The sequence below is a fragment of the Methylobacterium sp. EM32 genome, assembly GCF_040593685.1.
Classification (GTDB): Bacteria; Pseudomonadota; Alphaproteobacteria; order Rhizobiales; family Beijerinckiaceae; genus Methylobacterium.
The window spans coordinates 1-17335 of sequence record NZ_JBEXZS010000023.1 but is presented as its reverse complement, the minus strand read 5'-3'; the positions used below and the strand labels follow the sequence as shown (position 1 = coordinate 17335).

The window sequence follows — 17335 nt, the reverse complement described above, 5'->3', positions numbered from 1 at the left end:
CTCGCCTCCTCAGAACGGCACGTCGGAGAGGCTCGCGGCGCGCAAGCCCTCGACATAGGCGCGGTTGATGTTGGTCATCGCGGCATGCGAGCCGCCGTGGTCGGGGTGATGCTCGCGGGCGAGCCGCCGGAAGGCCGCCCGCACCTCGTCCTCGCCGGCGTCGCGGCCGACGCCGAGGACACGCCACCACGCCGCGCTCTCGCGCTCGGTCACGGCGCTGGGCTCGTAGGCGCGCACCCGGGCGAGTTCGTCCGGTGCGAAGCGGCGGCTGGCGATCCGGCTGAACTGGCCCTCCTGCTTCACCACGATGTGGCTCGGCCGGGCGAGCTCGCGGTCCTCCAGGCGCGCCAGCGCCTCGTCCACGCTCGCCGGGGCCGGCTGGCGGCCGCGCATGTCGCGCCACCACTTCTCGGCCTTGGCCCGGGCGACGCCCTGGTGCTCGAAGCACACCCACTCGGCGTGGCTCACGAAGCCGCAGGCATACTCCACCCGCAGCGTCGGCGGCGCCTCCGGCTCGAACCGCTTGACGTGCCGGGCGGCAGTCATGCCGGTCACAGGCACCCACGGGTCGGGCGGCGGGGGCGGCGCGCCCTGCATCACCGGCCGCTCGGCATCCGCCACCGGATCGTGCTTCGGCACCGGCCGCTCCCACTCGAAGCCGCAGCCGGGGGCGGTGCAGGCGTACTCGTCGAGGCCGACGAGGGTGCTGCAGTGCGGGCAGGCCTTCGCCCGGACCGTCTCCGGCCTCACGGCCATCTCGGGCGCCGCCCGCGCCGGCCCGGTTCTCGCCGGCGGGGTCAGCGCGTCCACGGGCCCGTGCCGCAGGACGTTCTGCGCGAAGTCCAGCACGAGGCAGTTGGCCTTGACGCTCTCGGCGATCGCCGCCCGCCGCTCCTCCGGGCTCGCCGCGTTGGGATCGAAGCCGTCCGGGTAGACCGGCCTTGTGCCGCGCCCCAGGATCTGGACGTAGAGGCCGGTGGAGAGGGTCGGCCGCAGCATGGCGATGAGGTCGACGCCCGGCGCGTCGAAGCCGGTGGTGAGCACCATGGCGTTGGTCAGGCAGCGGATGCGGCCCTCCCGGAACTGAGCCACCAGCCGGTCGCGCTCTCCCGCCGGGGTCTCGCCGGTCACCGTCTCGGCGGCGATGCCGCGGGCGCGCAGCGCGTTGCGCACGTTCAGCGCGTGCTCGACGCCGGCGCAGAAGGCGAGCCAGGATTGCCGGTCCCGGCCGAGGGCCACGATCTCGTCGCAGGCCGCCGCGGTGACGTCGACCTTGTCGACAGCCGCCTGCAACTGGCCCTCCACGAACTCGCCGCCGCGCCGGGCGACGCCCGAGAGGTCGAAGCCGGTGAGGGTCGCCTTGCTGACGAGCGGCGCCAGCCAGCCGTCGCGCACCGCGTCGCCGATGCCGTAGGTGTAGACGATGCGGTCGAACAGCCGGTCTTCGCCCTGGTCAAGGCGCCCGCTGTCGAGCCGGTAGGGCGTGGCGGTGAAGCCGGCGACGCGCAGGTCCGGCACCCGCTCGCGCAGCTTCTCGACGAGGGTGCGGTACATGCCGTCGCCCGACTTCGGCACGAGATGCGCCTCGTCGATGAGCACCAGGTCGCGCTTGCCGAGCGAGTAGCCGTCCTCGCGGAAGACGCTCTGGATCGAGGCGAACAGCACCTGCGCGTGCCGGTCGCGCCGGCCGAGGCCGGCCGCGTTGATGCCGATCGGCGCGTTGGGCCGCAGGCGCAGCAGCGCCTTGACGTTCTGCGCCACCAGCTCCTTGACGTGGACCAGCACCAGCACCCGCATGTCGGGCCATTCGGTCAGGACGAGGTCGATGACTTGGGCGATGCAGACCGACTTGCCGGTGCCGGTGGCGAGGTCGACGAGCGGGTTGCCGCCGCCGGCCCGCCAGTAGTCGAGCAGTGCCTGCACCGTCTCCCTCTGGTAGGCGCGGCAGCGCAGGGCCGCCGCGGCCGGCCGGCGCTCGAAGAGCGTGTCGGATCCGGGCGTCATGCGTCGTCGTCTCCGTCGCGGCGCTTGCGGTCGTACTCGGCGAGGATCCGGGCCTGCCGGCGCGCGGGCAGCGCCTCGAGGATCCGCAGCGCCCGCTCGCGGCGGGCGCGGTTGAACGGGTCGCCCAGCGCGACCCGCGCGTCCCGGGTGTCCGGAAAATTCCTCATGACCTTCGTGAGGAGCACGGCATCCGAGCCCATGGTGAAGATGCCGACGATGCCGGGCCGGAAGATCGGCAGGGCGCGGAAGCGCGACATGGCCGCTACCCCGCGGCCGGGGCGGACGGCCCGGAGGCGCCCGGCTGCCAGGTCTGGGCGGTGTCCTCGCCGAACAGGCCGTCGGTGCTCGGGACGAGGTGGCCCGAGGCGATGGCGTCGAGGGCAGAGCGGTGGCGCGTCGGCCGGCCCGACGGCTCGAACCAGCACAGGGGCGGCCCGATCTCCCGGACGCGGTGGGCGAGGCAGAGGGTCTGCCCGGCCCGGCAGCGTTCGACGATCCGGCGCACCCGCGCCGGAAGCTTCTCGAACGGGCGCGGCGTGCGTGCGGTCGTCATGACGGCCTCGCGCCGTCGACCCACGCGCTGCCGTCGGCGAGGCGGTAGGTGACCGTCTCGCGCGCCTCGTCGACGTCGACCTGCTCGCCGGGCACGAGCCCGGGCACGTAACGGTGCCGGTCGCAGCCGCGGCGCTGCTCGTCTGGCGTCAGATTGATGTCGTGGCGGGCGCAGTGCCAGCGGCCGGCATCGCTCTCGTCCACCACCGGCGTCGCGTGCAGGCAGGTCCGGCAGTTCGTCCGCGCCCAGGCGCCATCGTGGCAGACCGCCCGGGCCGGGCACCAGCCGCAGGCGAAGGCGGCCTTCGCCACCGGGTCGTCATGAAGCTTCGCCGGGGGCTGGTCCGCCCGGATGATGCGCTCCGCCCGGGCGACCAGCTGCAGCGCGGCGGTCGCGTCGTAGCGCACCCGCTCCGCGTAGAGCTGGTCGTCGTTCTTGTTCACGGCGACGTAGAGCGCGCGCGTCAGCCCCGTGAAATGCATGTAGAACTGCATCTGCGAGACATGGCCTGGCTTCGATTGGGCGACGCCGTCCTTCAGAAGGGCTTTGAAGCTCCTGTCGTTGTGCGTCTTGCATTCGAGGACGTGCGTGGTCTTCGGCGCGTTCGGCACGCCCTCGACCTGGCCGTCGAGGTGGCCGCGCAGGTGGCCGCCGAGCGACCACACGCCGAGCTGCCGCCCCGTCCGGGGATCGACGTCGGCGACCGTCATGCCCGCGGCCCTCAGGTCCCCGATGAGCCGGGTCTCCTCGAGGTGGCCGGTCTCGAAGAGGCGGATGCGCCGGCCGTCGAGCGGCTCCGGATCGTGGACCTTGCGCCAGCCGTACCAGAGCGCGCGGTCGCATTCGGTGCCGAACTGCGACATCCCGAGGTAGAGGCGATCCGCGTCGCGGCGGTTGCGCTGGAGCGCGGCGTAGACGGCCGAGACCGTCGGCGCCTCGATCGGCGGGAGCTCAGCCATGGCGGCGGATCTCCGCGTCGCCGTTGCCGGCCTGCGGCAGGGCGACAGGATCGCCCTGGCAGCACAGGCGCCGCAGGCGCACCGCGCCGGGGCGCAGCTCGATGACTGCCGCGGTCGAGCCGCAAGCGCGGCAGGGTTGAAGTCCGAACGGCTGCGGGCATAGCTCCGCCCTGCGCGCGAATCGCATCGTGCGTCTCCGTATCCTCAGGGTGCGGGGTGGAGCGGCCGGCTCCTGGCGTCCCTTCCGAGCGCCGGCCGCTCCGGCTTCCTCAGGCCGCGCGGTTGCCCCAGGGCCGCCCGCCGGCGCCAGAGCGCGACGATGCCGCCGTGCCGCCGCTCTGCGCCTGGCGCGCCGTCGAGGCCTCGCCCTGCGGCTGGGCCTTCCCGGCGGGCGGGGCGCCGCCTGCCAGGGGCGAGAACTTCTTCATCTCGTTGCGCGGGCCGTATTCGGGATCCTGCTTGACGGTCAGGCGCGTGCGCAGCGGCTTGTAGTGCAGTACCTCGCTGTCGGTGAGGTGCCCGGCGAAGCCGACCGCGTCGCAGATCTGTTTGATCTGCTCGTGCGCGATGCGCTGTGCGGTGGCGTTGGGGTTCTTGTAGTTGAGGTTCAGCCAGACCTTGCGGCCGGCGCTCGGCCCGTCCATCACCTCGAAGGTGAGCTTCAGGATCAGCCCGTTGCCGGCCTTGGTCTCGACCACGTCGCTGTCGGTAACCTGGACCATGTACTCGCCGGCCGGCAGCGGCTCGTAACTGTTGTCGATCTCGATGGTGTCGACGTCGATGCTCTCGCCGAGATTGGCCATCCTGCATGTCTCCTTCGCTGGTGGGGATCGGGTGGGGGATCAGGCCGCGTCGGCGGCCGGCGCCTGGCGGGCCGCATCCGGCAGGTACTTCGCCAGCTCGGCGAACCCTCGGCCGGGCTGGAACATGAGCTTCTCGGGCATGCCGAAGCGGTTCTTCGCCACGAAGGCGGGCCGGCCCTCGGTGTAGATCCAGCGCTGCCCGCCGCCGTCGGCCTGGGCGCGCTTCTTCCCGAAGCCCTGGTCCTCGCTCTTGATCGAGGCGTCCTGCTTCACCAGCAGGATGGCGTCGGCCTCGTCCTTGACGATGGCGCTGGCCCGCTGGTGCAGGCGCAGGTCGTAGCGCGAGTAGCTGGCGGTCTGGGGATCGTCGAAGCGGTCGATCGCCGAGTGGGCGAGCAGCACGACCGTCATGCCGAGCTGCGTGCGCAGCGCGTTCAGGCCGTCGAGGCAATCGCGCCAGAGGTAGTCCGCCTCCTTGTAGCCCTTGCCGTAGCCGGGCGCCTCGATCGAGCGCCACTGGTGCAGCTCGCAGACCCGGGCCCAGACCAGCGGCTCAAGGCGGTCCAGCCCGTCGACCACGACGGTGCGGAAGGAGTGCTCCTCCTGGTAGAGCGAGCCGATCGCCTCCATCACCTGCTCGAACGTGGTGAGCACGCCGAACGAATCGATGGTGACGCCCGACGGCGTGCCGTCCTCGACCTGGATGAACACGGCCTCCGGGAACTCCGCCGCCAGCGACGTCTTCCCGATGCCCTCCGGGCCGTAGATCAGGATGCGCGCGGCGCTCTCGTTGGTGCGCTTGCGCAGGCTCTTGAGCGAGATCGACATGAGGGTCCTTTCGTCTGCGCCTGCTTCTGGTGGATCCGGGGCGGCAGGAGCGGAGGCGCGTCAGCGGGCCTTGGGCCGAGCGTCGGCTCAGGCCAGCGGCCGCTCCGGTGGAGGGAGGGGTTGGCCGGGGGCCGCCACGCCCCCGGCCGTCGCCACGCCCCCGACCCGGTCCGGATCGGGAAGCGAGCCCGCGGGCAGGAGCCGCTCGGCGCCATAGAGCGCCAGCAGGGCCGCCTCCGCCCGGTTGTGGTCCTTCTTGCGCGCGAACAACTTCGCGCTCGCCGGGAAGCGGCGCAAAGCCAGGGCGCGCCCGGCCTCTTTGCCCTCGGGGCCGCCGCGCAGGCGGAAGTGAGCCTTCCAGGCCTGCGGCCGCACGAGGTGGAGCGGGATCTCCAGCATCAGCGCGACGGTGCGCGCCGTGGCGTAGGACTGCCCGAAGCTGAAGGCCTGCCGCACGCCGTCGCGCGGCTGCGGGCCGACCTCCTCGAGCACGATGAAGTCCGGGCGCGGCCAGCCGCGGATCAGCTCCGCGAGCGCCGCCGCGTCGATGGTCTTGTGGACCTCCGGCATGTCCGCAACAGTGAGCGACGGGCCGCCGGGCGCGAGGCCGAGGAGCGCGAGGGCGCCGGTGAGGCCGGGATCAATCCCGAGGAGACGGACCTCCGGCGTCATCGGCGCCCTCCCCGATCCACGGGGCGATCTTGAGCGCCAGCCAGCCCGAGCTCCGCATGATCCACCCGGCCAGCAGCGTCCGCGGCCGGAAGGCGAAAGGCCGCTTGCCGGGAGGCCGCCTGCCCGAGGGCCCCGTGTCCGAGGATCTCCCGGCAGGCCCGGAGCCGGGCAAGGTGGGCACGGTACGCACGATCGACATCCTCTAGAGTGCTGGCATCGAGGGCCGCCCGGCGCAGCCGGTCCATCTCCTCGGCCTCGATGCGACGGGCCTCGCCGTTCCAGATACCACGCACGCGGCGGTCGCCGAGGCCCGTGAGCCGTGCGACCCGCGCGAGCGCGGCCTTCACGTTCTCGCCGAGCCGGACCGGCCCGGCGATCAGCTCGACGAGCTGGCGCGCCTCTGCCTGAGCAGTCATGCTACCCTCGTGACGCTCGGGATGGTCTCCCGAGAGCTTGGGTGAGAATCCCGACACCTTGGGCCGCTCCTGTGGTCCTCTGCACTCGCCGGGGAGAGCGCAGAGGCATGAGCAGCAGGGCCGGAGGACTTGCGGTGTCCCGGACGCACGGAATCGAGGACACGCGACCAGGGCTTGGACGGCTGGACGGTCGCGTGGGACGGAGCGCCGGCGGCGGCCCTGGCAGGCCGTCGTCCGGCAGCGTCCAGTGTCACCGCCTCGCCGCGCTCGAGAGCGGCGAGGGCTTCGAGCAGGGCCGGCTGGGCCGCGCAGCGGAGGACGAAGGCGTGGGCGTCGGCCAGGACCTGGGCCTGCTCGGCATGGTGCTGCACCGCCTCGTCGAGGCCCACGCACGGCGTACCCGCCGGCAGGCCGACCTGCATCCGGGCCGCCAGGATCTCGGTGCCGCGCGCGACCACGCCGGCATGGGCTGCCGCCGCGTGGAGCCGGGCAGCGAGCGAGGACAGGCCGCCGGCGCTCATCGCGCCACCCGCAGGAGCGTGACCCACCCGTCGGCCAGGCACACCTCGCAGCGGCCGTCGGCACGCAGGCGGTAGCGGATCTTGCGACGGGTCGTCCTCATGGCTGCCTCCGGTGTGAACGAGGGTGCGCCCGGCCGGACGGATGGGGGCGGAAGGGACCGGCCGGGCGCGATCCGGGACCGGCGCCGTTCGGAGGCCGGGACCCGGAACACGGCTGGAGCGCCGGCCTCAGCCGGCCTCCGATCTCGGATGCGGCGGCTGCGAGGCGCGCTTCGACCAGCAGCTGGCCGTGCCGATGCCCCAGGCGAGCAGGCAGAGGAGGATGGCGGCGAGGCGCCGGTCGCGCAGGACGGCCCGGAGGACCGGACGCGACGGCGCCGTGACGGGACGGGGCGTCATGCGGCCACCCCGTGCCCGTGGGATTCGGCCGCGCCGCGGGTCGGCGGCTCCCAGAGGTCCGGCCGCAGCCGGTGCTTCGGGATCGCGCCGTCGGTCGCCCGGTCGATCCGGACGGCCAGCTCGCCGGACACCCGCCCGGCCTTCTTCGCTTTCCAGATCGCGCTCTGGGAGACGCCGCAGGCGTCGCCCAGCTTCGCTTCCGAGCCGGCCAGCGTGATCGCGGCCTGAATGAGGGATCGCACGGTCATGACCTTGGACATAACCGCCTTGGTTGTTGGTTGTCAACAACCAGAATATGCGCGCGCGGCCACAACCGAGGTTTTAGACTACCGCCCCATGGAGTGGCAGGACATCATCCGCGAGGGGCGGCTCGCCAAGAAGCTCAGCCAGGCCCGGCTGGCGAAGGAGGTCGGCACCTCCCAGGCGACGATCGCCAAGATCGAGCTCAAGCAGGTCGAGAGCACGGCGCACCTCGCCCGGCTCATCGAGGTGCTCGGCCTCGATCCGGCGCTCTTCCCCGAAGGCGCGCAGGACGGCCGGCCGGCGCTGGCCCCGCGGCAGGCGCCGATGCCGGTCCCGGACTTCGCGCGGGATCCCGCCTACTGGGCGGCTGCGGCGGGGCTCGTCGGCGACGTGCCGCTCTTCGCCTCGGCAGAGGGCGGGGAAGGCTCGCTCCTCATCGAGCGCGACCCGATCGGCACGGTGAAGCGCCCGCCCGCCCTGCAGGGCGTCAAGGACGGCTACGCGATCTACCTCGTCGGCGAATCGATGTCGCCGGAGTTCGAGCCCGGCGACACCCTGATGGTCAACCCGCGCCTGCCCGGCCTGTCCGCGACGCCCTGCGTGTTCTACTCTGGAGCGGGAGACGAGCCGCGGGCGATGGTCAAGCGCCTCGTCGGTTCCAACGCGGAGGCATGGCGGGTCCAGCAATTCAACCCGGCGCGGACCTTCGAACTCTCCCGCGACGAGTGGCCGACCTGCCACCGGATCGTTTCGAAGGATTTCCGGAAGTAGGTCCAGAAATCAATTGACTGATTATTTTTCAATCGTCCTTATATTGCGTCGCGCGGCTTATGGCTCGTTCAAATTCGTTCCGTCGATCTCTTATCTCGGTCAATTTCTTATTTACTGCTGGTAGGATAGACTCATCGATCAACGAAATGAGATGCTTGTCATTCTTATAAACAATGGGCGGCAGCATTGTCAGGCTTCCCCCAAAATCTACAAACATACTGTAAATTTCATTATTTAAAAGTATTAAGGGCTGCACAGGAACTGATGGCAGTGAAGGAACGATCCTTTGCAGTTCTTGCGGTATACTTTTAGGATCTGTTATATCTGCAAGGACAAAGCACGACATGTGCGCAATCAAGCTAACGACCTCTGTGATATCACGGCTTGCTGGTTTGTCGAAGTCAAATAAAATTGACACAAATCCCTGTTTTCGCAGCGCGTCGCGCAGCATATCCAGCACAGCCTTCCTTTCGACTGTGAATCGGCCGATAATCAATACGATTTTGCTGGTCATAGTTTCAACGATGTTTCGCAATCTTTTGTTGTCGAGCATCAGGTACAAAAACTGAGCGACGTCTAAATCATCAACGGAGATACGCGGCAAGCCTCTCGGACTGATATTCAAATCAGATATAGCCGTATTATCAACCGATACATCCCACACGGATACGCCGTAGATACTGCAACCGGATAGTTTGCCTCCTACAAAGCGCGTGCCGATCAAGCGAGATTGTATCAAATCAGAGTCGATCAAATTAGTACTACGAAATTCTGTATTGGACAATTCACAGTCAAATAATGTGATATCTACTGCCGAACATCCATCTATTATAGCAGATGCTAAGTCTGCACACCCGAAATTCACACGATCCAAGTTGCTATTTTTAAATATTGCGTGATGTGCCCTAGCTTCGTCAAGACAGGCCCAATATAGATTGCTTTCGTTGAATATGCACCATCCAAGTAGAGCGCGAGACATAACTGTTTCGCTCAGATCTGCGCCCGAGAGATCGCAGTAAATGAAATTGGCATCTATCAAGTTTGCGCCACGAAAATTCACCCCTCGTAGGTCCGCTCCATCCCTGAATCTGTCAATGAAAGAGCCCGTTGTATCTTCCAGCGCGCTGTAATGGCCAGCATCTCTATCGCCACCACATAGCCTGATACCTCGAAGATTTGCTCCACTAAGATCAGGCTTTATGTTTGGATTTGCACACCTCCATCGATTCCAGTTTGAAATCCCTTTGTGCAGCTGCTGTAGATGCTCACGAACCGCCATAGCCAGTAGCACCTTTCAGGATGCATTTGCTATTTTCGTCATGATTCTGCTATCATCGCAGGTCTGTTGAAATATCTCACAGATTCGTTGGGTACTCAAGTGCTTGTATTGTGCGCCCGAGGTGAGGTGCTCAACAACGGCATCGCGGTACCCATGAAGAGTCCCCTGGCGGCCCGATATGGGCTGCGAGAGGCCGTTTGAGCCGTTAAACCTGCTAAGCCTCGACCCTAAGCGCAGAGTGCCCCAACAAGCTCCTCGGGCAGTTCCCCGTCGCTGAAGATCAGCACCGCGTCGTCGAATTCGCCGGTCTCGGGATCGCCGGCGCGCGAGAACGCGAGGGTCACGGCCTTGGCCCCGGCCAGCCGGCGGGCGACCGCGAGGGCGGCCTCCTCGGACCGCGCCTCGATCGGCTCGTCCATGACGTAGCCCCCGTCGGCCAGAGAGAACGACTGCACCACGTAATAGGTATGGCGTCCGCCATGCACCGTCACCACCGGCTGCTCCCCGTGCTGAACCCGTGGTGGAGATGTTCCCCATTTGTTCACGTAGCGTCAAGTGAGCGGGCGGGGAGATGGCTGTGGGACAACAACCGGATCGCCGCTCGATCCCGCGGTTATTGACAACCAACAACCTGATTTTTAGGTTATCGCCGTCCCCTTGCGGATGGCCCCATGCCGAATCCCCCCAACCTCCACCTGGACGGCCCAAGCTGGCTGCCCGCCCTGCGGGCACGCCTCGCCGAGTTTCCGCAGCCCGCCGACGAGGACGCGCCCACCACGCCCTCCTCAGGCGCGCCGGCCCGCCGCCTCAGTCTCCGCGAGGGCATCGCCCACGCCGTCGTCCTCATTCTCGCCACCGCCCTCGGTCTCCTCTTCGGGACGCTGGCGGGCTTGCTGATCCGCGGGGCCGCGTGATGGCCGGCATCGATTCCGCGAGCGCGGGCGCCTACGCCCAGTACGAGGCCGCCAAGGCCGCCGGCCGGCCCTCGCGACGGCCGTCCCTGGAATGGTTCTCGGACCGGTACAAGCGGCGCGCCATCGAGCGTGAACGCCGCTTGGCCGAGGCGCGGGCCGCGCGTGGCCCGGTCGGCCACGCGGCGGTCGACGCGGCATGCGAGCGCGTCCGGGCCGAGGCTGCCCGGAACGGAGATGCGCGCGCCGACATCGCCCGATGGAACGCGCGGACCCTCGCCCAAGGGCGCGCGCGATGAGCCCGGTAGTCCCGTGCCTCACCCCGGCCCTGCGCCACGTCCTGCGCGCGCTCGCGCGCTCCGGCGAACCCCACAGCTACGCCAGCCTCGCCGCCGCCCTGGAGCGCTCGCCCAAGGCGCTCAAGAAGACGGTGCGGGCGCTTCGGCTGACGCTCGCCGAGACCGGCGTCACGATCACGCGCCGGCGCCTGCCGGGCGAGACCGCCTCGCGCCTCACCGTTGCGGGCGATGCCGCCCTGATCGGGCGTCTGCTCGGCGAGCCGCCGGCCACCGTCAAGCCCGCCGCGCGGCGCATCGAGACCGTCACGCTGCCGAGCGTCGCGGGAGTCACCTACGCCTTCTCCGCCGAGGGCCGTCTGATCGTCGGCGGCGAGGAGCAGCCGGTGCGGGCGGCATGCTGATGGCTGCGCCAAGGGCCGATAGTGCCGCCGACCCACTCGCCGAGACGGTCCCGTGAGCGAGGCCGGCCCTTTCACCCGGCATGGCATCCGCCTGCCCCTCGCCCTGAGCGAGGACCCGGACGAGACCGACGCGGACCGCGACGCCTCCGAGCCGTCGAGCCCGCGCGCCGCCCTGCCGCGCCGGGAGCGGCAATGAGGCCCGCCGCGCGCCTCCCCTCGCCCGAGCCGGTCACGCCCGAGCGCATCGAGCAGGCGCTGGTGCGGCTCGCGTCCATCGTGGTCCAGGACGGGACCGAGGTCTATCTGCCGATCCTGGAGCGACTGGAGGCCGAGCTGATCGAGGCGCGCCGGATCGGAACGCCACGGCAGAGGGCCGAACGTGTGCTGAAGGATTATGGTGCCGGCTGGATCCGGGCTTGAACCCGGGCGATTCTGCTATCGTGCAGATCGGCCGTGCATCTATGTCTACACCCGCACTGGCGGCTTGAACGCGATCCGCTGAAGCCACTCGCGCTTTTGCGACAAGCTCGGCCCCGAGCCGTAGCGCGGCCTCTGGTACTTGTGGCCCATCATCGCGGCGATCAGCTTCTCTGGCGCCTCCACGGCCGTCAGCCGGTCCTCGAAGCAGTGCCGGAACGAGTAGGCCGACTGCCCGGGCAGCGACAGCAATCCCGCTGAACGCATCGCCTTGTTGGTGATCGCCGAAAGCGAAGCCGCTTTGTCCCTGTAGCGCGGGAAGCCCTCCGGCTGCGCCTGCGCGGCCGTCAACGCCACCCCGACCAGCGGCAGCTCCCGGGCCGACTGCTCCGTCTTCATCCGCCGGCCGTCCGCCCGCACCACGACGTGCGGCACCGCGTGGTCCAGCCGGATCGTCTCTGCCGTCAGGTTGCAGATCTCCGACAGCCGCATCCCCGTCTCGGCCATGATGTAGAGGATGCGCCGGGCCTCGGGGTTGAGCGCGTCCAGGGCGCCGTCCGCCAGGATGCGGGTCTGCACCCATTCGGCCGTGAAGGCGACGCGCTGGCCCTGCGTCTCGCCCTCCAGCCGCAGCTCGGCGAAGACCGGACCCATGCCGAGCCGGTGGCTGCGCTCGATCTGCCGGAGCATGCGGTTGATGTGGCCGACGTCCTTGTTGGCCGTCCCGATCTCGATGCCCTCGACGAGCACGCGCTCCTGCCACCAGGCGCGGAAGTCGAGGGCGTCGTTGCGGGTGAGCTCCGTCACGGGCTTGTCGCCGACCACCTTGAGCAGGTTGGCGAGCGCCCGCTTCTTCGGGTTGCCCCACTTGCGCAACTGGTCGGGCGAGAGGTCCTGGCGCGAGGACTTCGTCAGGGTCTCGTACTGCTCGAACAGCTGCGACAGCATCACGGCCGGCACCGGCTCCTTGCCGAGCACCGCCGCACGGGTCGCCGGGTCGTCGGCCGCGTTGCGCGCGGACAGGGCCTCGATTCGTGCCAGGATCTCGGCGAGCGGTTGCGCTGCCACCTCCGCGGCCGGCATGTAGCTGAAGCCGAGCTGCCGCGCGCGCTTGCGCGCGGCCTCGTAGCGCGCCTTAGCCTCCGCGCTCTGGCCCCCGGCGAGGCCCTGCCAGTAGGCCTCCAGCTCGCCGTTCATCTGCGCCGCCGCACGCGCGGCACGCAGGCCCCGCGGGTCGTCCGCGATCCGGATGTGGGTCGAGCGCTTGACGATGCCTCGCTTGTCGAGGGCGGCGAACGTCTCCGGGACGCGCCGGACGAAGTGCCAGAAGCCCTGGCGTCGCGTCAGAAACTCGGGCATCGGCGGCAGCGATGTTGGACGTTGCGTTGGACGAAATCGTGCCCTGCCGCTAGGGCATCCGTCAAGCGATGAAGCTAAGTATCTGATTTTGCTGATAAAATAGAAAAATGACTTGGCGGAAGGGGTGGGATTCGAACCCACGGTGGAGTTGCCCCCACGGCGGTTTTCAAGACCGCTGCCTTAAACCACTCGGCCACCCTTCCGGCTCCGGGCGCCTGAGCCCCGGATGCCCTTTCTGTAGGGCGGGCGGCGGCGATGCGTCAACCGGGGTCCCAAGGAGGGCGAGGGGTGGAAGAACGCCTATCGCGCGGCGCCTGGGCGACGTACCGTGCGCGCCGGGACGAGGCGCGTGACGGAGCGCCCCGAGGGAGACCCGCATGGCCTACGTGTACGACCATCTCCATCTGCGCAGCCGGGACGCGGTGGCGGCGGCGCGGTTCTACGTCGAGGTGCTGGAGGCGCGGGAGACCGGGCGCGAGGGCGGGGAGAGCCCGAGCCGGATCATCCTCGATCTTGGCGGAATGAGGATGTTCATCGAGCAGGCGCCGGAGGGCACTGGGCCCGGCGCTGTGCCGCCGCATCGCGGCATCGAGCATATCGGGCTGCGCGTCGAGGACATTGAGGCGACGGTGGCGGATCTCGCCGCCCGCGGCATCCCGCTGGTCTCAGGAATCACCCACGTGAAGCCGGGATTGCGGATCGCCTTCTTCGAGGGACCGGACGGCGTGCGCATCGAGATCCTGCAGCGCGGATAGGCCCGTCCGCGGCCTCACTCCGCCACGTGCACGACGATCGGCTGGAGGCGGCCGCGCAGGGTCAGGGGCAGCGTGCGGGTGAAGCGGCCCGCCACCTCCGGCCCGGCAGCCGAGAGGCAGCAATCGGAGGCGAGGATGCGGCCGCCGACCTCGCGGGTGGCGGCCTGCAGGCGGCTCGCGACGTTGACGACGTCGCCGATCACCGTGAACTCGACCCGTTGGTCGGCGCCGATATTGCCGATCACCACCGGGCCGCAATGCACCCCGACCGCGACCCGCACCGGGGCCGCGCCGCGGGCCTCGCGCTTGGCGTTCCAGGCGTCGATCTCGTCCTGGAGGGCGACCGCGCAGGCCATCGCCCGGGCGGCGCCGTCGCCGCGCCCATCGAGGCCGCCGAAGGTGGCCATGAAGCCGTCGCCGAGGAACTTGTCGAGGGTGCCGGCGTGGCGGAACACCACCTTGCAGCTGCGTTCGCGAAAGCCGCGCAGGAGCGCGAAGGCGCGCTCCGGCGCCATCCCCTCGCTCATGCCGGTGAAGCCGACGACGTCGGCGAACAGCACGGCCACCACCCGGGTCTGCGGCGCGCCGAAGCCCGCATGGGCCCGGGCCGCCAGGGCGTCCGCGACGTCGGGCGAGACGTAGCGGGCGAGGTCGGCCCGCACCACCTCGGCGCGCACCTGCGCCAGCATCGTGCCCCGGCTCCGCCACACCGCGATGGCCAGCAGCAGCGTGAACAGGCCGGTGACGATCCCTTGCGTCCAGAGCGGGGTCAGGCCGACATAGGCCGGGTCGAGGAAGACCTTCAGGGAGGCCTCCGCGCTCAGGCGCCCGTCGTGCACGACGTTGGAGAAGCGCACCGTGTCGGGGCGGCTGTAGACCAGCCAGACGCCGAGCGACCAGATCGCGGCGATCCAGGTCCCGGTCCAGAGCACCGCCACCGGCCAGTAGGTCAGCGCCGCCTCGCCGAGGAGCAGCAGCAGGTAGAGGAATTCCGGGGTGCGCAGCCGGGTCTGGATCGGCCAGTCGACCCCGAGCCCGGCCGGCGGCGGCACGATGATCGCCGCGGTCATGAGCGCGATGTCGAGCACCGTGAAGGCGAGCTTGATCGTCCCCGCCCGGGCGTGGTGCCGCAGGCGGTAGGGCACGTAGCCGAGGAGGAAGAACAGGCCGGCGACGGCGAGGTAGTAGAGGTCGCGCGGCCAGGGCACCAGAATCAGGAGCCACAGCGACACGACCACGATGGCGACGGCCCGGGCCCGGAACGCGAAGGCGAGCCCGGCGAGCTCGGCGGCCCGCACGTTCCCGGCCAGCCGCCCGCGGACCCGGGGCGGCAGCCGGCCGGCGAGCCAGTGGCGCAGGCGCGCGACCCTGAGCCCCGCCCGGAAGGTCAGCGCGCGGGCGAGCGGCAGGGCCCTGGTGAGGCGGTCTCTGGTGAAGGCCCGCGGCCGGGCCGTCGCAACGTGCTCTGTCACGGATCCGGTCGCAGGCCTCCCGATCCCCTCATGGTAGCGCGCGCGGCGCCGGAGCGAAGCCCCCCGGGGTTGAACAGGCCGTGAGCACGTGCGGTCCCGCACGGCGGCGATCAGGCCGACGCAGCGGAGCCGGGATCCGCAGCGCACGTCCCGGCCGCCTCGACCCGGTTCCGCCCGGCCGCCTCGGCGGCGCAGGAAGCGAGGCCGAAGCTCGCCGTCACCGTCACGGCCAGACGGGGGCGCCCTCGAGCCCGGCGGTCTCCGCGAGGCCGCAGATCAGGTTGGCGTTCTGCACCGCCTGGCCGGCCGCCCCCTTGCCGAGATTGTCGACGACGCCCATCGCGATCACCAGGTCGCGCCCCGGGTCGGCGGCGTAGCTGACGAAGGCGAGGTTCGAGCCGGTCGCCCACTTGGTCTGGGGCGGCCTGTCGGTCACGCGGACGAAGGCCCGGCCCGCGTAGAAGCGCCGGGCCGCGTCCAGGCACTGCTCGGTGGTGGCGCGGCCGCGGCCATAGATCGTCACGAGGATGCCGCGGGTCATCGGCACGAGGTGCGGCGTGAAGACCAGCCCGGCCGCGCTACCGCCGCTCATCCGCTCGATCGTCGTGGCGATCTCGGGCATGTGGGTGTGCCTGAGCAGGCCGTAGGGGGTCAGGTTCTCGTTGGTCTCGGCGTAGCCGAACCGGTTGTCGCCGCCGCCCCGGCCGGCCCCGGAAATGCCGGTCTTGGCATCGACCACGATGGGGTCGGGCGCGATCAGCCCGTCGGCCAGCAGCGGCGCCAGCGCGGTCAGCGTCGCGGCGGGAAAGCAGCCGGGATTGGCGACGCGGGTCCGTCCCGTGATCCGGTCGGGCCAGATGTCGGCCAGGCCGTAGGCCCAGCCCTCGACGTAGCGGTGGTCGCCGCCGATATCGACGATCCTCACGGATCCCGGTACGCGCGCCAGCGCCTCGGCGGAGGTACCGGTAGGCAGCGAGGCGAACAGCACGTCGAGCGGCGGCAGGCTTGCGGGGTCCCACTTCTCGATCACGAGGTCGGCGAGGCGCGCCGGCACGCCGGGGAAGCGGTCGGCCAGGCGGCTCCCGGCGCTGCCCTCGCCCGCGGCGTAGACGAGTTCGAACTCCGGATGGCCGGCGATCAGGCGCAACGCCTCGCCGCCGCCGAAACCGCTGATGCCGACGATGCCGACGCGAATGCTCATGGGTGTGTTCTCTCGGGAATTGGGCAACTTGGGATGCGGGCAAAGAAAAACCCCCGGAGCCGGGGGCTGCGGGGGCTGTGTTCAGGAACGCGGCTCGATCGCCGCTCCGGTGGGCGGGGCCGCTTAAGCGGCCGTCACCCCACGGAGGGACACCGATTGACGCGCAGCCGGACGGGCCACCGCTGGAAGGCAGCGGCGTCGGCGTCGGGCACAGCGGGTCGGGTTCCTGATCATGGCGCGGCGATGGTGTTCCCGCCGGCCTTCGTCGTCAAGCGGAATGTCGGCAGGACTTGCGGAATGCGCTGCATGACGTAGCTTTCGGACATGGCCAGCCGTCTCCTCACATTCGTCACCGAGACGTCCCCGCGTCCCGTCGCCCGGGATCGGAGGGATCGCAGCGAACCGCGTCGGATCGAAGAGCTCGACCGTGTCGTGGTGCTGGCGGACGTTCTCGGGGACGACGCAGTGCCGGTGCCTGCGGGTTCGGTCGGGACGGTGGTTGCGATCTGGGCGGGAGGTGCGGCCTTCGAGGTCGAGTTCACCCAGCCGGTGGACGCGCTCGCCACGGTGGAGGCTGCCCTCCTGAGCGTGGTGGAGCGCGCCGGGGGTTGACCACCGCCTATCCCTATCCGTCCGCCTTCACGATCTCGGAAGCGAAGGTCGCGGGCTACCTCCTCAATCTGAACAGCGACGATGGGGCAGCGAAGGCCGCCCTTCTCATGCGGTTCGGCTTCTCGCCTGATCGGCCCCTCGATCTGATGGACGCCCTCGGCCGGCACCCGTCGCCGACACGATGGACGGCAGCCTTCGAGGCTCCACACGGGATCAAGCACTATTTCGAAGGGCCTCTCCTTAGTCCGGATGGCCGCAATCCTTACATCCGAAGCGTCTGGCAGATCGATAACGATGGGGATGGCGGGACGGCTAAGTTCGTCACGATCCGTCCGGTGACGCGCCAAGCGGTGCGGTCAGTATAGGGACATCATGCCGAACGGAATGTCGCAGCAACCCTCGGCGGCTCGCTCTCGCCTCCCCGCACTACCCCGCCGCGACAACCCGCCCCTCCCCCGGC

General features: G+C 69.8%; 26 protein-coding genes and 1 tRNA gene. 9 read left to right on the top strand and 18 right to left on the bottom strand.

All coding sequences use genetic code 11. From position 1 onward, the window contains the following. Window positions 1-9: 9 nt before the first annotated feature. The 12 genes from ABZT49_RS03810 to ABZT49_RS03755 all read right to left on the bottom strand — a co-directional run bounded on the left by ABZT49_RS03810 (window position 10) and on the right by ABZT49_RS03755 (window position 7415). Window positions 10-2004 carry a DEAD/DEAH box helicase family protein gene (locus ABZT49_RS03810; protein ID WP_355283244.1) on the bottom strand — a complete coding sequence of 665 codons (1995 nt, stop codon included), beginning with the start codon at window positions 2002-2004 and terminating at the stop codon, window positions 10-12. After that, window positions 2001-2261 (bottom strand): hypothetical protein, encoded by a 261-nt coding sequence (locus ABZT49_RS03805; RefSeq protein WP_355283241.1) that lies wholly within the window; start codon window positions 2259-2261, stop codon window positions 2001-2003. The genes ABZT49_RS03810 and ABZT49_RS03805 overlap by 4 nt, the downstream gene beginning before the upstream one ends. A gap of 5 nt (window positions 2262-2266) precedes the next feature. Then, window positions 2267-2557: a hypothetical protein gene (locus ABZT49_RS03800; RefSeq protein ID WP_355283239.1), complete on the bottom strand. Its 291-nt coding sequence runs from the start codon at window positions 2555-2557 to the stop codon at window positions 2267-2269. Further along, window positions 2554-3516: an oxidoreductase gene (locus tag ABZT49_RS03795; RefSeq protein WP_355283237.1), complete on the bottom strand. Its 963-nt coding sequence runs from the start codon at window positions 3514-3516 to the stop codon at window positions 2554-2556. The genes ABZT49_RS03800 and ABZT49_RS03795 overlap by 4 nt, the downstream gene beginning before the upstream one ends. Continuing rightward, window positions 3509-3703, bottom strand: coding sequence for a hypothetical protein (locus tag ABZT49_RS03790; RefSeq protein ID WP_355283234.1), 195 nt, complete (start codon window positions 3701-3703; stop codon window positions 3509-3511). Before ABZT49_RS03790 ends, ABZT49_RS03795 begins: the two co-directional genes overlap by 8 nt. An 82-nt stretch (window positions 3704-3785) precedes the next feature. Then, window positions 3786-4319, bottom strand: coding sequence for a DUF669 domain-containing protein (locus ABZT49_RS03785; RefSeq protein WP_355283232.1), 534 nt, complete (start codon window positions 4317-4319; stop codon window positions 3786-3788). Window positions 4320-4358: 39 nt separating this feature from the next. Continuing rightward, entirely contained in the window at window positions 4359-5147 is a 789-nt protein-coding gene (locus ABZT49_RS03780) for an ATP-binding protein (RefSeq protein WP_355283230.1), read from the bottom strand. Between the two features lie 87 nt (window positions 5148-5234). Continuing rightward, a complete protein-coding gene (locus tag ABZT49_RS03775; RefSeq protein WP_355283228.1) occupies window positions 5235-5819 on the bottom strand; it encodes a hypothetical protein in 585 nt (194 codons plus the stop codon). Next, window positions 5816-6235 (bottom strand): hypothetical protein, encoded by a 420-nt coding sequence (locus ABZT49_RS03770; protein WP_355283225.1) that lies wholly within the window; start codon window positions 6233-6235, stop codon window positions 5816-5818. The genes ABZT49_RS03775 and ABZT49_RS03770 overlap by 4 nt, the downstream gene beginning before the upstream one ends. Beyond that, on the bottom strand, window positions 6232-6756 hold the full coding sequence (locus ABZT49_RS03765; RefSeq protein WP_355283222.1) for a hypothetical protein: 525 nt from the start codon (window positions 6754-6756) through the stop codon (window positions 6232-6234). Before ABZT49_RS03765 ends, ABZT49_RS03770 begins: the two co-directional genes overlap by 4 nt. Before the next feature lie 228 nt (window positions 6757-6984). Continuing rightward, the gene (locus tag ABZT49_RS03760; RefSeq protein WP_355283219.1) at window positions 6985-7155 is read right to left on the bottom strand and encodes a hypothetical protein; all 171 of its coding nucleotides are present in this window, start codon (window positions 7153-7155) and stop codon (window positions 6985-6987) included. Continuing rightward, entirely contained in the window at window positions 7152-7415 is a 264-nt protein-coding gene (locus tag ABZT49_RS03755) for a YdaS family helix-turn-helix protein (RefSeq protein ID WP_355283216.1), read from the bottom strand. The genes ABZT49_RS03760 and ABZT49_RS03755 overlap by 4 nt, the downstream gene beginning before the upstream one ends. 76 nt (window positions 7416-7491) lie before the next feature. On the opposite strand from ABZT49_RS03755, the gene ABZT49_RS03750 reads away from it, so the two are divergent. After that, window positions 7492-8169 carry a helix-turn-helix domain-containing protein gene (locus ABZT49_RS03750; RefSeq protein WP_355283212.1) on the top strand — a complete coding sequence of 226 codons (678 nt, stop codon included), beginning with the start codon at window positions 7492-7494 and terminating at the stop codon, window positions 8167-8169. Window positions 8170-8197: 28 nt separating this feature from the next. Here ABZT49_RS03750 and ABZT49_RS03745 read toward each other — a convergent pair whose 3' ends face one another. Both ABZT49_RS03745 and ABZT49_RS03740 read right to left on the bottom strand, forming a co-directional pair. Continuing rightward, a complete protein-coding gene (locus ABZT49_RS03745; protein ID WP_355283209.1) occupies window positions 8198-9448 on the bottom strand; it encodes a pentapeptide repeat-containing protein in 1251 nt (416 codons plus the stop codon). Between the two features lie 227 nt (window positions 9449-9675). Beyond that, window positions 9676-9942: a hypothetical protein gene (locus ABZT49_RS03740; protein WP_355283206.1), complete on the bottom strand. Its 267-nt coding sequence runs from the start codon at window positions 9940-9942 to the stop codon at window positions 9676-9678. A 177-nt stretch (window positions 9943-10119) separates the two neighbouring features. Here ABZT49_RS03740 and ABZT49_RS03735 point away from each other — a divergent pair, with 177 nt between their 5' ends. The 5 genes from ABZT49_RS03735 to ABZT49_RS03715 are packed head-to-tail and all read left to right on the top strand — an operon-like array spanning window position 10120 to window position 11479. Further along, entirely contained in the window at window positions 10120-10362 is a 243-nt protein-coding gene (locus ABZT49_RS03735) for a hypothetical protein (RefSeq protein ID WP_355283203.1), read from the top strand. Then, the gene (locus ABZT49_RS03730) at window positions 10362-10658 is read left to right on the top strand and encodes a hypothetical protein (RefSeq protein ID WP_355283200.1); all 297 of its coding nucleotides are present in this window, start codon (window positions 10362-10364) and stop codon (window positions 10656-10658) included. Before ABZT49_RS03735 ends, ABZT49_RS03730 begins: the two co-directional genes overlap by 1 nt. Beyond that, on the top strand, window positions 10655-11059 hold the full coding sequence (locus tag ABZT49_RS03725; protein ID WP_355283197.1) for a hypothetical protein: 405 nt from the start codon (window positions 10655-10657) through the stop codon (window positions 11057-11059). Before ABZT49_RS03730 ends, ABZT49_RS03725 begins: the two co-directional genes overlap by 4 nt. A 52-nt stretch (window positions 11060-11111) precedes the next feature. Next, window positions 11112-11255, top strand: coding sequence for a hypothetical protein (locus tag ABZT49_RS03720; RefSeq protein ID WP_355283194.1), 144 nt, complete (start codon window positions 11112-11114; stop codon window positions 11253-11255). Further along, entirely contained in the window at window positions 11252-11479 is a 228-nt protein-coding gene (locus ABZT49_RS03715) for a hypothetical protein (protein WP_355283192.1), read from the top strand. The genes ABZT49_RS03720 and ABZT49_RS03715 overlap by 4 nt, the downstream gene beginning before the upstream one ends. 45 nt (window positions 11480-11524) lie before the next feature. On the opposite strand, the gene ABZT49_RS03710 is transcribed toward ABZT49_RS03715, so the two are convergent. After that, window positions 11525-12835, bottom strand: coding sequence for a tyrosine-type recombinase/integrase (locus tag ABZT49_RS03710; protein ID WP_355283189.1), 1311 nt, complete (start codon window positions 12833-12835; stop codon window positions 11525-11527). A 113-nt stretch (window positions 12836-12948) separates the two neighbouring features. Beyond that, window positions 12949-13038 (bottom strand) — tRNA-Ser (locus ABZT49_RS03705). A 174-nt stretch (window positions 13039-13212) separates the two neighbouring features. On the opposite strand from ABZT49_RS03705, the gene ABZT49_RS03700 reads away from it, so the two are divergent. After that, entirely contained in the window at window positions 13213-13590 is a 378-nt protein-coding gene (locus ABZT49_RS03700) for a VOC family protein (RefSeq protein WP_355283186.1), read from the top strand. Window positions 13591-13604: 14 nt separating this feature from the next. Here ABZT49_RS03700 and ABZT49_RS03695 read toward each other — a convergent pair whose 3' ends face one another. Next, a complete protein-coding gene (locus tag ABZT49_RS03695; protein WP_355283183.1) occupies window positions 13605-15062 on the bottom strand; it encodes an adenylate/guanylate cyclase domain-containing protein in 1458 nt (485 codons plus the stop codon). Between the two features lie 223 nt (window positions 15063-15285). Then, complete coding sequence (argC, locus tag ABZT49_RS03690) at window positions 15286-16263, bottom strand: N-acetyl-gamma-glutamyl-phosphate reductase (protein WP_355283180.1); 978 nt, start codon at window positions 16261-16263, stop codon at window positions 15286-15288. Between the two features lie 324 nt (window positions 16264-16587). Between argC and ABZT49_RS03685 the strand changes: the two genes are divergently transcribed. Both ABZT49_RS03685 and ABZT49_RS03680 read left to right on the top strand, forming a co-directional pair. Beyond that, the gene (locus ABZT49_RS03685; protein ID WP_355283177.1) at window positions 16588-16875 is read left to right on the top strand and encodes a DUF4926 domain-containing protein; all 288 of its coding nucleotides are present in this window, start codon (window positions 16588-16590) and stop codon (window positions 16873-16875) included. Beyond that, on the top strand, window positions 16872-17240 hold the full coding sequence (locus tag ABZT49_RS03680; RefSeq protein ID WP_355283173.1) for a DUF6883 domain-containing protein: 369 nt from the start codon (window positions 16872-16874) through the stop codon (window positions 17238-17240). Before ABZT49_RS03685 ends, ABZT49_RS03680 begins: the two co-directional genes overlap by 4 nt. The last annotated feature ends 95 nt before the right edge of the window (window positions 17241-17335 follow it).

What these genes read in the sequence shown, in the direction of transcription:
- ABZT49_RS03780 (WP_355283230.1), bottom strand. Translation starts at nt 5,147, where the DNA reads ATGTCGATCTCGCTCAAGAGCCTGCGCAAGCGCACCAACGAGAGCGCC.
- argC (WP_355283180.1), bottom strand. Translation starts at nt 16,263, where the DNA reads ATGAGCATTCGCGTCGGCATCGTCGGCATCAGCGGTTTCGGCGGCGGC.
- ABZT49_RS03805 (WP_355283241.1), bottom strand. Translation starts at nt 2,261, where the DNA reads ATGTCGCGCTTCCGCGCCCTGCCGATCTTCCGGCCCGGCATCGTCGGC.
- ABZT49_RS03795 (WP_355283237.1), bottom strand. Translation starts at nt 3,516, where the DNA reads ATGGCTGAGCTCCCGCCGATCGAGGCGCCGACGGTCTCGGCCGTCTAC.
- ABZT49_RS03785 (WP_355283232.1), bottom strand. Translation starts at nt 4,319, where the DNA reads ATGGCCAATCTCGGCGAGAGCATCGACGTCGACACCATCGAGATCGAC.
- ABZT49_RS03735 (WP_355283203.1), top strand. Translation starts at nt 10,120, where the DNA reads ATGCCGAATCCCCCCAACCTCCACCTGGACGGCCCAAGCTGGCTGCCC.
- ABZT49_RS03685 (WP_355283177.1), top strand. Translation starts at nt 16,588, where the DNA reads ATGGCCAGCCGTCTCCTCACATTCGTCACCGAGACGTCCCCGCGTCCC.
- ABZT49_RS03700 (WP_355283186.1), top strand. Translation starts at nt 13,213, where the DNA reads ATGGCCTACGTGTACGACCATCTCCATCTGCGCAGCCGGGACGCGGTG.
- ABZT49_RS03770 (WP_355283225.1), bottom strand. Translation starts at nt 6,235, where the DNA reads ATGACTGCTCAGGCAGAGGCGCGCCAGCTCGTCGAGCTGATCGCCGGG.
- ABZT49_RS03790 (WP_355283234.1), bottom strand. Translation starts at nt 3,703, where the DNA reads ATGCGATTCGCGCGCAGGGCGGAGCTATGCCCGCAGCCGTTCGGACTT.
- ABZT49_RS03775 (WP_355283228.1), bottom strand. Translation starts at nt 5,819, where the DNA reads ATGACGCCGGAGGTCCGTCTCCTCGGGATTGATCCCGGCCTCACCGGC.
- ABZT49_RS03755 (WP_355283216.1), bottom strand. Translation starts at nt 7,415, where the DNA reads ATGTCCAAGGTCATGACCGTGCGATCCCTCATTCAGGCCGCGATCACG.
- ABZT49_RS03730 (WP_355283200.1), top strand. Translation starts at nt 10,362, where the DNA reads ATGGCCGGCATCGATTCCGCGAGCGCGGGCGCCTACGCCCAGTACGAG.
- ABZT49_RS03745 (WP_355283209.1), bottom strand. Translation starts at nt 9,448, where the DNA reads ATGGCGGTTCGTGAGCATCTACAGCAGCTGCACAAAGGGATTTCAAAC.
- ABZT49_RS03760 (WP_355283219.1), bottom strand. Translation starts at nt 7,155, where the DNA reads ATGACGCCCCGTCCCGTCACGGCGCCGTCGCGTCCGGTCCTCCGGGCC.
- ABZT49_RS03750 (WP_355283212.1), top strand. Translation starts at nt 7,492, where the DNA reads ATGGAGTGGCAGGACATCATCCGCGAGGGGCGGCTCGCCAAGAAGCTC.
- ABZT49_RS03710 (WP_355283189.1), bottom strand. Translation starts at nt 12,835, where the DNA reads ATGCCCGAGTTTCTGACGCGACGCCAGGGCTTCTGGCACTTCGTCCGG.
- ABZT49_RS03725 (WP_355283197.1), top strand. Translation starts at nt 10,655, where the DNA reads ATGAGCCCGGTAGTCCCGTGCCTCACCCCGGCCCTGCGCCACGTCCTG.
- ABZT49_RS03715 (WP_355283192.1), top strand. Translation starts at nt 11,252, where the DNA reads ATGAGGCCCGCCGCGCGCCTCCCCTCGCCCGAGCCGGTCACGCCCGAG.
- ABZT49_RS03810 (WP_355283244.1), bottom strand. Translation starts at nt 2,004, where the DNA reads ATGACGCCCGGATCCGACACGCTCTTCGAGCGCCGGCCGGCCGCGGCG.
- ABZT49_RS03765 (WP_355283222.1), bottom strand. Translation starts at nt 6,756, where the DNA reads ATGAGCGCCGGCGGCCTGTCCTCGCTCGCTGCCCGGCTCCACGCGGCG.
- ABZT49_RS03800 (WP_355283239.1), bottom strand. Translation starts at nt 2,557, where the DNA reads ATGACGACCGCACGCACGCCGCGCCCGTTCGAGAAGCTTCCGGCGCGG.